Origin of the sequence: uncultured Merdimmobilis sp., from assembly GCF_902471145.1 — a bacterium.
Classification (GTDB): domain Bacteria; phylum Bacillota; class Clostridia; order Oscillospirales; family Ruminococcaceae; genus Merdimmobilis; species Merdimmobilis hominis.
Genome location: NZ_CABRJC010000001.1, coordinates 283428 through 298310, shown reverse-complemented (window position 1 = coordinate 298310; position 14883 = coordinate 283428). Strand labels below are relative to the sequence as shown.

The following is a 14883-nucleotide window of genomic DNA, read 5'->3' as shown; positions in this document are numbered from 1 at the left end:
ATCCGCGTCCATCCCATCATCACCAAGGGCGGCGACCTGGTCAACGTGGTCCCCGCCGACGTCCGCATCGAGACCTATGTCCGCGGCAACAACGTCCCCGCCATCCTGGACGGCAGCTTTAAAGTCACCCGTGCCTTCAAAGCCGGCGGCGACGCAGTGGGCGCCCAGTGCGAAGTCACCGAGCTGCCTGGTTATATGCCCTTCGTGGTCAACAACGAGCTGGATGACGTGATGTATCAGAACGCCCTGAAGCTGGTTGACACTGACAAGATCAAAGTCGACCTGGAAGGCCCTGGCACCGGCGGTTCCACCGACGCTGGCGACCTGTCCCACATCATGCCCATCATCCACGCTCATGTGGGCGGTGCGGAAGGCATTTTCCACAGCGAGAGCTTTGAGGTCCCGGACAAGGAGCTGGCTTACATCACCGCTGCCAAACTGCTGGCTACTACCACCATCGACCTGCTGGCTGACGGCGCTGCCAAGGCCCTGGAGATCAAATCCCACTTCAAACCCCTCATGACCAAAGAGGAGTACCTGAAGGATTGGGGCCACATCGAATAATCTGCCTTGTAAGAGGGCGCCGGTTTCCGGCGCTCTCTTTTTGCAATTACTGTAAAAAAAGGTTAGGAGGATTTGGACAAGATGGATAGAACCGAGCTAAAGCAAAAAATCTGCGCTGCCATCGACCAGCACCGGGAAGAGATCATCGCCCTGGGGGAGGACATCTTCCGCCACCCGGAAATGGGGTATAAGGAGACCCGCACCGCAACGAAGGTCTGCGAGGAGTTTGACAAACTGGGCTTCTCCTACCAGAGCGGCTTGGCCCTCACCGGAGTGATGGCCAAACTGAAGGGCGGGGAATCTAAGGTCAACGTGGCGGTCATGGGGGAACTGGATGCCATTATCGCACCCCAGCAGGAGTTTGCCGACCCCGTGACTGGTGCCGCCCACTCCTGCGGCCACAATGCTCAGATCGCCGCCATGGTGGGGGTGGGCTACGGCCTAAAATACAGCGGCGTATTGCAAGAACTCTCCGGCGATGTCACCCTCATCGCCATCCCCGCTGAGGAATACGCCGAGATTGAGTACCGCAGCCAGCTGAAAAAAGAGGGCAAGATCACCTTCCTGGGCGGCAAGCAGGAGTTTATCAAACTGGGCCTCTTCGACGATGTGGACATGGTGGTCATGCACCACCTCACCGTCCCCAGCCTGTTGGAGAACGGCGGTCTCGCTCAGGCGGGCGGCGCTTACAACGGGTTTACCGGCAAGCTGGTCCGCTACATCGGCAAAGAGGCCCATGCCGGCGGCGCGCCCCACCTGGGGATCAACGCCCTTAACGCCGCCCAGATCGGACTGGCGGCGGTCAACGCCAACCGGGAAACCTTCCAGGACAAAGACCACATTCGGGTCCATCCCATCATCACCAAGGGCGGCGATTTGGTCAATGTGGTCCCCGCCGATGTCCGCATTGAGACTTATGTCCGCGGCTCCAGCGTCTCCGCCATTCTGGATGCCTCCGCCAAAGTCAACCGGGCCTTTAAAGCCGGCGCCGACGCGGTGGGGGCCCAGTGCGAGATCACCGAAATCCCCGGCTATATGCCGGTGGAGCCGGACAAAAACCTCCAGCAGCTGCTGTACGAGAACTACTGCGCCCTTTTAGGGGAGGAGAACGTCCTCTTCGACCACGGCATGATGGGCGGTTCCACCGACCTGGGCGACCTCTCCGCTTTGATGCCAGTTATCCAAGGCAGGACCACCGGAGCCGCAGGCATCTCCCACAACAGCAACTACTCCATCGCCGACAAGGAGATGTCCTATATTGTATCCAGCAAGGCCCTGGCCATGACGGTGGTGGACCTGCTGTGCGACGGCGCCAGAGAGGCCCTTCGGGTGAAGGAGGAATTCCGCCCCATTATGACCAAGGAGCAGTACCTTAGAGAGTGGGGCCAGCTGCAATAAGCGGCCGGGAAGGGAGAGGGTACCTTTGCAGCCGTCGCCTTTCGATCTCCACGACCGCATGGTCCAGGAGTTATACGAGAAAAAATCCCTGCCGGCGCTTGCCTATCTGATCGAAGCGGGGCGGGAGCTGGAGTTTACCTACCGGGGGAGGGAATACTTCCTCTCCCGGGATACCCAGGTGGCCTATGTTTCCCTCTGCCAAGGGGAGCGGGAAACGGGGTATGGCAGCATCCCCCTCCTCCTGGAACAGGCGTCTCTGGATGGGGTGCCCTTCCGGGATGCATGGCCGGAGGTCGTCTTGGGAACCCTGTTTTAATGGGGCGTTTCCATTGACACTGCCATTGGAATGTGCTATGATACCCATAATTTCAAACAGATGGGAGCTGGGAATGTGCGCAATTTTTCTTGCTAGTGATTTGGGGAACCGATGGCTGGCGGCAGATGGCCGCCCGATTTGTGTTGCCCGCTGCAAGAAAGAGTTGCCTCATTCCAGCGGATGCCGTCCCTTTTTAAGGGGATAGCCCTGTGCGTCGCAAAGCCGTGGGAAAGGAATTCTTTCTCGCGGCTTTTTTCGCCCTGTGGGGCCATTTTGTTTGGAGGCGATGCAAATGTCTATGATTCAAGTGTCCCATTTGACCTTCGGCTACGAGGGCAGCTTTGACAACATTTTTGAAGATGTCTCCTTCCAGATCGACACCGACTGGAAGTTGGGCTTTATTGGCCGCAACGGCCGGGGAAAAACCACCTTTTTAAACCTGCTGCTGGGGAGGTATGAATATACCGGAACCATCACCCACTCGGTGGAGTTTGAATATTTCCCCTACCCGGTGGAAGACCGGGAAGAGATGACCTTGACCATCCTGGAAGGGATTGCCCCCGAGGCGCAGCTATGGGAGATTCAGCGGGAGCTCTCCCTGTTGGAGGTGGAGGAAGGGGTATTATACCGGCCATTTTCTACTTTAAGTAATGGAGAACAGACCAAAACTCTGCTGGCGGCCCTCTTTTTAAAGGAGAACCGATTCCTTTTGATCGATGAACCCACCAACCACCTGGACACCCTCGCCCGGGAGAAGGTGGGGGAGTACCTGGCGGGGAAGAAGGGGTTTATCTTGGTCTCCCACGACCGGGCTTTCCTGGATCGGTGTGTGGACCATGTGCTGTCCATCAACCGGGCGGATATTGAAGTGCAGCGGGGGAACTACTCCTCCTGGCAGCAGAACAAGGACCGCCAGGACCAAAGGGAACTGGCGGAGAACGAGCAGCTGAAAAAGGATATCAAGCGGTTGGAGCAGGCCGCCCGCCGGACCGCTGGATGGTCGGACGCGGTGGAGAAAACCAAAAAGGGAACCCGCAACGCCGGGCTGCGGCCCGACCGGGGATTCATCGGCCACAAGGCCGCCAAAATGATGAAGCGGGCCAAATCCATCGAAGCCCGGCGGGAGGATGCCGCCCAGGAGAAGGCAGAGCTTCTCCACAACCTGGAACAGGCTGGCCGCCTCAAGCTCCCCTATACTCCTTATTATAAGGAAACGCTGTTGGAGGCGACAGACCTATCCCTTTTTTATGGGGAGAAAATTGCTGTAAAGGAAGTGTCCTTCACCGTCAAGCGGGGGGAACGGGTGGCCCTGGTGGGGCGCAACGGGTCGGGGAAATCCAGCATCCTCAAATTTCTATTGGGGGAGGAAGTCAAGGCGTCTGGCACGCTGCGGATGGGCAGTGGCCTGATGCTCTCCTATGTGCCTCAGGACACCTCCTCTTTAGCGGGGGAGATGCGGGCATTTATCCAGCGGGAAGGGCTGGACGAAAGCCTGTTCAAAGCCATTTTACGGAAACTGGATTTCTCCCGTGCCCAGCTGGAGAAGCCCTTGGAGGCCCTCAGCCAAGGGCAGAAGAAGAAAATCCTCCTGGCCCGGAGCCTCTGCCAGCCGGCTCACCTGTATATCTGGGATGAGCCCCTCAACTATGTGGATTTGATCTCCCGCACCCAGATTGAGGTGCTGATTGAGGAATTCCAGCCCACCATGCTGTTTGTGGAGCATGACAGAATGTTCTGCGAGAAGGTGGCAACCAAGCAGGTCTTGCTGGGATAACCGGGGAATAGGAGGGCGAAAAATGGCGCAGTCAAGGGGTTTTTCGGGAAAACGGCAAGCTGGGCTTTCGCTTTTGGAAGGAATCGCCAGTGCAAAATAGGTTTGCAATATCTGGGGATGGAATCGGAAGCCACTGCCACCAGTGGGGAATGCTGGGCGAGTGTTTTGTAGAAAAATGTATAAAATCACAATGAAAAAACTGAAATAAACAAAATTAATTGTGCAACTATAATATAAAATAGTTACAAAAAAATGACAAGTGGTTTCAATTTGGGGTGTTGCCGTTTTGAAAAAGCCACGGTATAATGGCGACAGCCGATGGGGAAGACCCACTAGGCCGAAACGATTCATCATCAACCAAAAACCAAGGAGGAAACCACCCATGAGAAAGACTCTCGCCCTTGCAATTGCCTGTGCAATGCTGGCCAGCATGTCCAGCGTGGCTTTTGCTGACACCACCACCGACACCAAAACCATTAAGGTAGACGAGACTTCTGCCATTTATATGCTGGAAGACGAAGACAGCAACGTCCTGAACAAAGTCGACGGCAGCAACCTGTCCCTGGAGCCCGGCGATTCGTTCTTCATCGAGATTCTGCCTGAGAACGCTGGTGAGAACATCCCCACCAAACTGGCTGGCCAGTACAAAGTTGTCACCGACTGGCAGACCGGCAAATCCAGCTTTGAAAGCGCTTCCATCACCACCAAAAAGGTAGCGGAGGCCACCGGCAAATACATCACCAAGAACCCCCAGTACGGCCTGGCTGCTTCCTATGATAGCCTGGACGCTCTGAAAGCTGCCGTCGACGCTGTAAAAGTGGAAGACAACTCCAGCTCTTCCGGTGCTGCCGCCATTGCTGAGGTCCCCCTGACCGAAGAGCAGAAAGCGGCAGTCATCAAGACCTACACCCAGGAATTTAAAACCGATTACAAATATGTGGCCCAGATCAACACCAAAGCTTCCTACAGCACCAAAGAGGTCGATCTGAACGGCACCGTGAAGGTGGTCAAGAAGACCAGCAGCAACTCCTCTTCCGCCAGCTCTGTGGAGGTCAACGCAGTGGTTGCTTATGAGAGAGCTAATGTAGACGGCGACAGCCTGGAAGTTTCCAAAGATGCCCCTGTTGTCACCTTTGACGATGTGGATGGCGAAGTGGAGCTGACCTTCGGCAACAATTTCACCTTCATTGTCAATGCCAAGAATCAGGACGAGCTGTTCCTGGGTTACACCGAGAAGCCCGTCAGCAGCATCATCGACCAGAACGAGGATGCCAGCATTGACTTCATCACCTTCTCCAGCAAGCCTTCCTTCAACCGCATCGGTGAGTTCTACATCTACGCCGATGAGGATTCCTACATCTACGAAGTGACCGAAAACGGCCTGAAAAAGCTGAACGCCAAATACGACGAGGATTCCTCCGCTTATGTGTTTGAGACCAGAACCCTGACCTCCTACGCCATCAGCGATGTGGAGCTTTCCTACAACGGTTCCGCTGTAGAGGATGATTCTTCCTCTTCCAGCAGCTCCTCCAGCAACGGCGGTTCCAGCAATGGCGGCTCTACCACCACCAAGCCCAGCAACCCCAACACCGGCTCTGCTGATATGGTAGGTGCAGCCGTAGCCGCTGCCTCGGTTTCCCTGGTTGCCGCTGGCGCAGCAGCCTACAAAAAAGCTTCTAAAGACGAGGAATAATTCGCGATAGAGAATCTTTTCTTCCAAAAACACCCCTGGCTCTGGGCCGGGGGTGTTTTTTTGCGTGGGCCAGCAAACCCGCATAGGAACGCCAAAAAGTTACAATCTTTGTAACGAATTTCACCAGGGGAGTTAGATAGTTACAAATAAATTACAAAAAAATATCAAAAAGGTCTTGCAATTTGTTCCAGCATCGGCTATAATGGGGTTACACCAAGGGGATGTGGAGAGCGCCCCCGCGGTAAAACTGATTATTTGAAAAATTGTAAGGAGGAAATAACCCCATGAAAAAGACACTTGCTCTGATTCTGGCTGCAATGATGGTTGCTGGTACTGCTTCCGTTGCTTTTGCTGCAACAACTGATCCTAAAGTGTATGTAGATCAGGACTCCCAGCTGTACAAGTGGGACAAAGACGAGTCCGTTTATACTAAAATTTCTAATGGTAGCGAAGTTAGATACGGCGACAAGATTGCTATCGCGCTGCAAGGCGATGACAAAGACGAAAAGAAAGAAGTCAACAAGAACAAAGTGTTCCCCGACTGGAAAGTTGGTTCTTCTCTGGTAGAGAGCGCTGAGATCGAGTACCGCAAAACCGAGGATGTTGCTGCTTCCGTTGATTACATTGTAAAAGAGAACAGCAAGGAAATTAAGCTTACTGTTAAGGTTGGCGGCAAAGATCAGAATCTGACTGTTCAGGCGAAGGGCATCAAAGCCGGTACTTTTGATAGCAAAGAAAAGGCTATGAAGAGCATCAGAATTGAGTTGGCCAAAGATTCCGTCATGAACAATGATGATTCTAACTTTGACTGGATGGCTATCACAGAGACTGAGAGAGAGACTATTGCTAAGAAAGTCGCTGATGTTGTTCTGACCGAGAAAGAGAACGATGCTGCTAGAGGCTACAAATACCTGGTGGTCATCACTCTGAAAGACAGCACCTCCACCAAGACCCAGGATCTGTCTGGTGACATCCGCGTTGGTAAGACCATCACCGATGCTAAGAACAACAAAGATGACGGTTACTACTACAACCTGGAGCTGGAAGTTAAGAACAAGAAAACCGACGAGCAGGTTGGTGACGACAAAGACTCCATTACCGTTGATCTGGACAAATACACCGACAACTACGTTCTGGATGTTGCCGATGACGCTGGCGTAACCGACATCGAGTTTGGCAAAGACGGCGAGCTGGCTCTGTTCACCGTTGACCTGGATGGCCAGTCCGACGTTAACGTTGGCTACTCCACCAAGTTCAATGCTGACATCGCTGACAAATACCCCGATGCCAACCTGGAGTTCATCAAATGGACTGCCAACCCCACCTTCAACAGAACCGGCGATCTGTACATCTACGCCGATGAGGATTCCTTCATCTACGAAGTGACCGCTGACGGCCTGAAAGAAATCTCCAAAGCTGAGTACGATGAGGACTACGGCGCTTGGAAGATCAGAACCCGCAAACTGGGCTCTTATGTAGTTTCCGACACCGAGCTGGATCTGTCCGCTTCCTCTTCTTCTGAGGATGCTTCCTCCTCCGGCACTTCTTCCTCTAACCCCACCACCGGTGGCACCACCGGCACCACTGGCGGCAACCCCGGCGACAAATACAACCCCAACACCGGTAGATAATTTATCGCTGTGATTACCTTCGCGCTGGCGGTTTCGGCCGTGTCACTCATTGCGGCAGGTGCCGTTGCCGTAAAATGCGCGGCCAAGTAAACCTCCAATAGGTTTCTGCAATACCCCTCAACCGACTCTCCCGGTTGAGGGGTTTTTGTTTTGGAAATATTACAAAATTATGACAGAAAAACGGAGGAAAGTATTGCATTCCCTGCCAAAATACGGTATAATAGCGGTAGTTCAAAGGAATATATTGGAGAGTATGTACCTTTGGCGGACTGTAAGAAATTTTGAGGAGGAGAAATCCCATGAAAAAGGCACTTTCTCTGGTTCTGGCTGCTCTGATGGTCGCCGGTACCGCTTCTGTTGCTTTTGCTGCTAGCCTCGCTGACTTCACCGTCGAGACTGAGGATGATGCAAAAGCATGGTTTGAAAATGATAATACCTATTACACTTGGAAAAGTGGCGATTCTTGGCTGAAAGCAGGCGGTAACCTGAAACAGGGTACCACCGTCTACTTCAAGTTGGATCATAAGTCTGACTACGAAGACAAGGACATGAAGAAGCTGAAAGCCAAAGGCGACTGGACCAACGGCGCTGACCTGGTCAAAGAGCTGAAAGTTGAGTACAAGAGAGACAATAACGGAGACTATGGTTATTGGGTTGCTCTTTACACCAACGCTGAATCCACTGTTGAGTTTGAAGATCTGACTGGTGAGATCAAGCTGTACAGAACTTCCCCCAACAACGAGATGTCCACCCTGAAACTGAACTTCAGCGAGCTGTCTCACAAGAGCATTAAATTCGTTGAGGATGTTGTCGGCGCGGATAAAGATGATTATGATGAAGTGAGCGATGATTACATCGTTTACGACGATGCTTCTGAGTTTTACTTCCCCGTAGTTGGCTTTGAGGATGATCTGGGCGACATCACCATCGAGTTCGATGAGGTTGGCCAGTACGACATCAATGTCGACGATCAGGAGAAACTCTACCTGGGCTACAACTTCACCGAGAACGCTGAACTGGCTGCCAAATACAGCTACGCCGAGCTGGAGTTCATCAACTTCCTGAACGCTCCTAAGTTCAACAGAAACGGTGTGTTCTATCTGTACGCTGACGAGGGTTCCTTCCTGTATGCTCTGAACGACGGCAAACTGGAAGCTGTAAAGACCACCTATGACACTGATTACGAGGCTCTGAAATTCACTGTGAAACAGTTCCCCGATTCTTGGGTCATCTCCGACACCGAGCTGGAGATCGTCAACGACAGCACCGATACCGAGGGCGAGACCACTCCTTCCGATACTGTGAAACCCAACCCCGGCACCGGCAGATAATCTTTTCGCTACACTCGTAAAGGTTTCTTCCAAAACATGATCAAACCCGCCTCCTCTCCAGGGCGGGTTTTTTCATATCTTGTGGCCTGTTGTTACCAATTTGTAATATCTCTGTAAAATTTTGCTTGGGGGTTCCCTTTCTGTAAAAGATCGGGTATAATAAAGGTAATCTGATCCAGCAATTTTAGGAGGAGTTAACCATGAAAAAGCTATTGGCGGCTCTTATGGCTGCGGCTCTGGCCATGGGAATGGCGCTGCCTGCCTTTGCAGAAGAAAACGCTATCATTGATGAAGTGGATATGAATAACAACGATGATGCTTACTACTATCTGCCCGGTAAAACTTATAAATTTAACTTGGAATCCGGCGGCTATGAATTGGATTCTGAGTTCTACGAATATTTTCGTACATCCCTCAAGATTTTGGAGGGTAAGCAATATATTGAAAAATGTGACATCGAAAAACAGCGAGATGGCACGTATGATTTAGTATTTAAAGCCAAAAAAGGGCTGTCTTATACAGAACCAAAATTGATTAAAATTCAGATCAATGCTAAGGAAAAACGCAATAGCGACAACCGGGGTGAAGAACTCGCAGAAGGGGAAACCTACTTGGAGTTTGAAGTTGGCTATAATGACACGGCTTATGTCTCTGATGAGGTCTATTATGTGAACCCGGAAGAGCCTATCATTGAATTTGGCAGCAATTTGGATAAATGCACTCTGATTTTTGATTATAAATCAGAGTATACTGTCCGTCTGGATGAAAAGCTTTCCTTCAACATCCTCTCTTCCACTGAACCAGTCGAATGGGTGGAGGAAGAATACGGCGATGATGCGGATTTGACCTACATCTCCTTTTACGCCAAACCCACCTTTGAAGACGCCAAGGGTAAATTCCGGATTTACGCCCCTGGTGCCAAATACGCCTATGAGATCACCAGCAAAGGCTTGGTAGAGCTAGATACCACCAAAGTCAAAGAGAATTACCTGGAATTCACCACCAAACAGTTGACTTCCTATGTTGCTTCGGACAAAAAACTGGATAGTTCGGTTTCACCCAGCGGTAGTTCCAGCAGCAAAGCATCTTCTACCTCCAGTAGCAGTACACCAGCTTCAAGCGGTTCCAGCAGCATAGCGTCCTCTAGTTCTTCTGCAGGGACACCTAGCCCTGCCCCTTCGGGGAAGCCCAACCCCAACACCGGGGTCGGTGCCTTGTATAGACAGATCCACCAGTGTATGCAGATGTGTGTAGAGAACTGTGAAAGTTGTCCCATGTGGGGAATCGATTGCCCTGTAGAGGGTTCCTGCGGTAGGCAAGCTCGTCTGCGTGCAGGAAACGGCGTGGCCCCCGCCTTTGCGGGAGCAGGTTGCCGGGTGGAATCCCGTCACTGCGGATGCAGATAGGCGCTTCGCAAACTTTGATTTTAAACCGCCTCGGCCTTCGGGCACGGGGCGGTTTTCCTGTTGAATATGGCGTTTCTTTGATGGGATAAGAGAAAATAGAGGAATCTGTTTCCTGATAGATTTCATTATTATTACATTTTGTTACTATAATTACAAAATGGCAACAAAAACCTGTTGCAATCCTCCTGGCATGCCCCTATAATAGAACTCGAGCAAGACGCTCACCAAAAAACAGGAGGTATTTACACTATGAAAAAAGCAATGGCGTTGCTGCTTGCAATGGTTACTGCAATGAGCTTTGCAACCACTGCTATGGCAGACACAGCTTCGACTGCTTCGGATAATGACAAAGAGATCATTGGCATTGTTCTGGAAAAGGATGAGGATGGCATCGCATTGGAAAGCGGCACCCTTCTCACCCCCGGCAAAGAGTACAAATTCCCCATCTATGTCAAAGAAGAAGGGAATAAAACCTCTCCCTTGACGGAAGATGACCTGAAGTCCTACAACCTTCGCTTGGAGCATGAGGAAGGCAAATCCAGCCTCGACTCCTTCAAAGTTGTCAAAGAGGGCGACAAAAACTACCTGGAAGTCAAGGTAAAAGCTGGCTGGCCCACCAAACAGACCGAAGTTTCCTACCGGATGAAATTGGTTGGCAGACGCGCTGGTATGGAGTCTGTAGAAGCCCTGGACATCAACTTTCTCACCGGCTATGAGTTCGCTTCCGATTCTATGGTAAGCAGCTTGGGCGAAGATGACTACATCACCGCAGATCCTAATGCCCCTGTGTTCACCAAAGAGCAGCTGGAGCGGATTGCCAGCGTCAACAACTACAAAAAGGTGACCTTTGCCAACGGCAGCTGGACCTTCCAGACCAGCATCAACGACATGGATTCCATCAACATGCTCAACAATGAGAATGCCATCAAAGAAATCATCTCCGCTTACCCGGACAACGATTTCAAATTCATCACCTTCCCCGCTGGCACCAAATTCCCTGGGAAAGGCACCTTGACCGTGGACGTCTCCGATCTGGAGGCTGGTTTCAAAGGCAACTACTATGTGTACCGTTACCTGAATGGCAAGCTGACAAAACTGGATGCTTCCTTTGTGGAAGAGGATGAGACCCTGGTTCTTGAAACCAACACCCTGGGCCGCTTCGTGATCACCGACAAGGAGATCAAAGACGGTTCCACCGTAGTAGAGGGCATGGAGCCCAGCAGCTCTGAGACCTCTTCTAACTCCTCTAGCAGCGAGAATGGTTCCAACAACTCCGGAAACAGCGGCAAGCCCAACCCCGAGACTGGTGTGGGCGCAAGTGCTGCTATCGCCACCGCTGTCATCGCCATCTCTGGCGCGGCTCTGGCTTTGAGCAAAAAATCCAGATAAGGATAACACCCAATCCATTGGCTTGAGCGTCAAAAAATGAAACGCGCGGCAGTTCCAACCGGAACTGCCGCGCATCTTTTTTTGACAATGAAAGAGAACTTTGGCTGAGGGGGAGAGAAGGCTAAGCCCTCTACACAAGGAGGAAGGAGAGAAGAGGGGCACTGCAAGACCGGTGCTGCCTTATTCCTCCAGTCCGTAGACGTCCCGGTAGACCGCAGCCTTGAGCAGGCCGAAATCCATCTCCTCCAAGGGATCGGGGTAGGTCATCAGCATCAAGGGCATAAAGGGAAATTGAGGCTGCAAAGACGGTTGCAAGTAGGGCTGGGTACAGAGGTGGAACCCATGCCGTTGGTAAAAGCCGATCCGGCGGCGGGCCATCTCCCCATTTTCCGGAGGTTCCACCTCCAGGACAATGGGCTGCCCCTCTCCGGCGGCGACCGCATCGAGGAATTTCCCCCCTAAACCGCTGCCTCTCTGGGCCCCATCCACTGCCAGATGTTCCACAAAGGTGTAGCCATCCAACCGCCAGATGGCCATAAAGGCGATGATCTGGCCGGAGCTATCCCGGTGGAGCAGCAGATGGTAACAATCCTTATTCAGGAGAGCCTTTTGGCCGGCATAATCCCGGCGCTCGGAAGCGGGGAAGGAAGCGTCCATCAGCCCCCAGACCCGTTCAAAATCTTCCGGGGAGATGGGGTTCTGGGTGGAGTGGATCTCAAAGGGGAAGGGGGGATCGGGGAAGAATGCGCCGGCATAATGGACGGTTCCGGCTGCATTTTTTAGCCCGTCTTCCCGCAGGGACAAGGCCATAAAATTGGCATCCTCCACCGGGAAGGGGCAGAGAATCCCAAATCGGGAAGCGGGAACGAACCCAAACCGGGGGTAATAGGCAGCGTGCCCCAGCACCACAATCCCGTCAAACCCCTCTAGGGCGGCCTGGGAGATGGCTTGCTGAATGAGCTTGGATCCAATACCCTTTCCTTGGTAAGAGGGCAGCACAGCCACTGGGGCCAGAGCTAAGGCTTTGCAGGGACTGTCGCCGATGGTGAGGCGGGTGAGCATACAGTGACCCACGATCTGCGCCCCATCCAAGGCAACAAGGGCAAGGCTTGGAAGGTAGGCGGGATCTTGCCGCAGGCGTTCCACCAAGTTGTGTTCATCCCCATCGCTGTGCTGTGCCTGTTCAAAGGCGGCATAGACCACCTGGCGGATGGCTTTAAAGTCCTGGGGGGATTCGGGCCGGATGAGAAGATTCATAATGAGATTCCTCCTGGTAAAGTTGATTTCGCAGCTTTGCAGGCCTCTTAGGGTTCATTCCTGCATGGGGCTACAGCAGCGATTTGTTTTCTAGCACCAATTGGGAGAAAAAGCGCATGGGTTTGGTGAGGTACGCATATTTTTTGTGGATCAGGTACAACTCCTGAAAGAGGGGGTCTGCCAGAGAGGCATAACAGATGCCAGAGGAGCCATAGGTGTCATCTTGGGGGCAGAACCCGATTGCAACGCCGGAATTTGCCAAGTTGAGGATGGAGAAGGCATTTGGGGCTTCAGCTGCCACTTTGGGGACAAAGTGATGCTGCTGGAAATACCGGTCCAGCCGCATCCGCAGGACAGTTGTATTGCCTGGCAGAATGAAAAATTCTTCTTCCAGCCGCTGGATGGGGATAGAGGGGAGCTCCCCAGGGGCGCTGCTTTCAAAGGTGGAGAGAGGGTTGCTTTTGGGGATGGCCAACAGGATTTCTTCTTGTTTGAGCATGGCATATTCCAGTGAAGGCTGCTGATCCACAATGGGAAGTATGCAAAAATCCAGCCTTCCTTCCCGCATCATGCCAAGGATTTCCAGGGATGAGCCCTCGAGGACATTCACCGTGCACTCTGGGTAATGGCTATACAGCTGGGGGAGGATTTTGCTCAGAAAGTGCAGGGATTTCCCACCCATCAAGCCTACGCTGAACAAAGCGCGCTCGTTGGCGCAGATGTCTTCGATTTCTCGATACATTTTGTTGTTGATTGCCACTATCTTCCGCACCCCTTTTAGGTAAACTTCCCCCGCCGGGGTCAGTGACAACGTCTTGTCCCGGTAGAAGAGAGGGGTTCCCACACTGGATTCCAGCTTCCGCAGGTAGCTGCTCAATGTGGGCTGAGAGAGATAGAGCCGCTTTGCAGCTTTTGAAATGCTTTTCTCCTCGGCAATGGCAATAAAATAATGAGCTGTCTTCATATCCATAGAAAAAAATCATTCCTTTCTGCAAATCGTCTGGAAGAGGGAATCTCCCAGTGGCTGCCTGCTTGTAAAGCGGTCTTCTTTTTCCTATTATAATTTTTCCAGAGGGGAAAATCAAATTTTATTAATGGCCATTGGCAGGGGCCACGCTGGCAGAGGTGATTGGCCCCTGAAGGCGTGGGGAAAAAGCCGAAGATTGCGGAGGAGGCCCCCCTCATCTATCTTCCCCTGGATATGCAGATAAAAAGCCGAAGCATAAAAAGAGGGCCCCCTCCAACGGGAGGGGGCCCTCTTTTTATGCTGTTTAGTTGAAGTTGGGAGCCTTGGGGTTGGGGTTCTTGGTCACGTTGACGGTGTCCTTGATCTCTTCGCCAGCTCTCAACAGACGGGCCTGCACCACAAAGCGCTGATTGGTGTTGCTGGGGCCACCGAATTTGTAAGTACAGGTGGAAAGGGTCAGAATCTTGTCGCCGGTGTTGACATCTACATCGTAGTTCAGCTCGCTTCTCAGCCGGGCCTCTTTGATGATGTTGTCAAAGGTGGCAGTGTCGGGGTTTTCCAGATGGTACTGGAAGCCGGTGTCGGTGTAGAAGACCGCATACACCTGGAAGACCATGTCATCCTCGGGGGTGGAGAAGTAGATGTAGGGGTTCTTGGAAGCCCAATCCACATCCAGGTAGTGCATCAGCTGGGCAAATTTTAGGCCGTTGGCTTTGTCTTCCATGTTGTGGCCGTAGATGATGGTGTTCTTGGTCAGGTCGTTGCGGGTGCCGAAGGTGTTGCCGCCGTCTGCATAATAGCAGCCATACCAGTTGTATTTCTGGGTGATGTCGCGGCGCTCATAGTACACATTGTCGCCCACCTTTTGCAGGACTTCCGCATCGATGGTGGTGTTGGGGATGGTCAGCCAGCCAACAACATCGCTGTTTTGGGCCTGGGCAGCAGCGATTTTATCCAGGGTTTCTTTCTCTGGCTCGCTGGGGTCACCGGGATCCTGGGAAGGTTCTTCCACCATAGAGGAACTTTCCGAAGAAGAGCTCTCGGAAGGCTCACCGCGGTCTTTACAGCCTGCAAAGGAGAAGACCATGACTGCTGCCAACAAGGCACAGGCGAGGGATTTCAGCTTCAAAGTAGGTTTTTTGTCCATTGAAATGCTC

Annotated in this window: 11 protein-coding genes and 1 pseudogene; 9 read left to right on the top strand and 3 right to left on the bottom strand. The window is 52.4% G+C overall.

The window, feature by feature from the left end; all coding sequences use genetic code 11:
• The 9 genes and pseudogenes from RDQ42_RS01375 to RDQ42_RS01335 all read left to right on the top strand — a co-directional run.
• A pseudogene (locus tag RDQ42_RS01375) lies at nucleotides 1-564 on the top strand (amidohydrolase); the annotation flags it as partial.
• Nucleotides 565-645: 81 nt separating this feature from the next.
• Nucleotides 646-1962: an amidohydrolase gene (locus RDQ42_RS01370; RefSeq protein WP_054331832.1), complete on the top strand. Its 1317-nt coding sequence runs from the start codon at nucleotides 646-648 to the stop codon at nucleotides 1960-1962.
• 25 nt (nucleotides 1963-1987) lie between these two features.
• Entirely contained in the window at nucleotides 1988-2278 is a 291-nt protein-coding gene (locus tag RDQ42_RS01365) for a hypothetical protein (protein ID WP_231358165.1), read from the top strand.
• A gap of 292 nt (nucleotides 2279-2570) precedes the next feature.
• Complete coding sequence (gene abc-f, locus RDQ42_RS01360; RefSeq protein WP_071427990.1) at nucleotides 2571-4052, top strand: ribosomal protection-like ABC-F family protein; 1482 nt, start codon at nucleotides 2571-2573, stop codon at nucleotides 4050-4052.
• 382 nt (nucleotides 4053-4434) lie between these two features.
• Nucleotides 4435-5745: a hypothetical protein gene (locus RDQ42_RS01355; protein WP_231358166.1), complete on the top strand. Its 1311-nt coding sequence runs from the start codon at nucleotides 4435-4437 to the stop codon at nucleotides 5743-5745.
• 284 nt (nucleotides 5746-6029) lie between these two features.
• The gene (locus RDQ42_RS01350; RefSeq protein WP_308588139.1) at nucleotides 6030-7376 is read left to right on the top strand and encodes an acid shock protein; all 1347 of its coding nucleotides are present in this window, start codon (nucleotides 6030-6032) and stop codon (nucleotides 7374-7376) included.
• 299 nt (nucleotides 7377-7675) lie between these two features.
• On the top strand, nucleotides 7676-8707 hold the full coding sequence (locus tag RDQ42_RS01345; protein WP_308588138.1) for a hypothetical protein: 1032 nt from the start codon (nucleotides 7676-7678) through the stop codon (nucleotides 8705-8707).
• Nucleotides 8708-8907: 200 nt separating this feature from the next.
• Nucleotides 8908-10113, top strand: coding sequence for a hypothetical protein (locus tag RDQ42_RS01340; RefSeq protein WP_231358169.1), 1206 nt, complete (start codon nucleotides 8908-8910; stop codon nucleotides 10111-10113).
• A 249-nt stretch (nucleotides 10114-10362) separates the two neighbouring features.
• Nucleotides 10363-11502, top strand: coding sequence for a hypothetical protein (locus RDQ42_RS01335; protein WP_071427994.1), 1140 nt, complete (start codon nucleotides 10363-10365; stop codon nucleotides 11500-11502).
• A 180-nt stretch (nucleotides 11503-11682) separates the two neighbouring features.
• On the opposite strand, the gene RDQ42_RS01330 is transcribed toward RDQ42_RS01335, so the two are convergent.
• From RDQ42_RS01330 to RDQ42_RS01320, 3 genes are all read right to left on the bottom strand, one after another.
• Nucleotides 11683-12759, bottom strand: a complete 1077-nt coding sequence (locus RDQ42_RS01330) for a GNAT family N-acetyltransferase (RefSeq protein WP_082398618.1) — start codon at nucleotides 12757-12759, stop codon at nucleotides 11683-11685.
• 70 nt (nucleotides 12760-12829) lie between these two features.
• Nucleotides 12830-13729: a LysR family transcriptional regulator gene (locus tag RDQ42_RS01325; protein WP_308588135.1), complete on the bottom strand. Its 900-nt coding sequence runs from the start codon at nucleotides 13727-13729 to the stop codon at nucleotides 12830-12832.
• A 301-nt stretch (nucleotides 13730-14030) separates the two neighbouring features.
• Nucleotides 14031-14873, bottom strand: a complete 843-nt coding sequence (locus tag RDQ42_RS01320) for a class B sortase (protein WP_054331767.1) — start codon at nucleotides 14871-14873, stop codon at nucleotides 14031-14033.
• Between the last annotated feature and the right edge of the window lie 10 nt (nucleotides 14874-14883).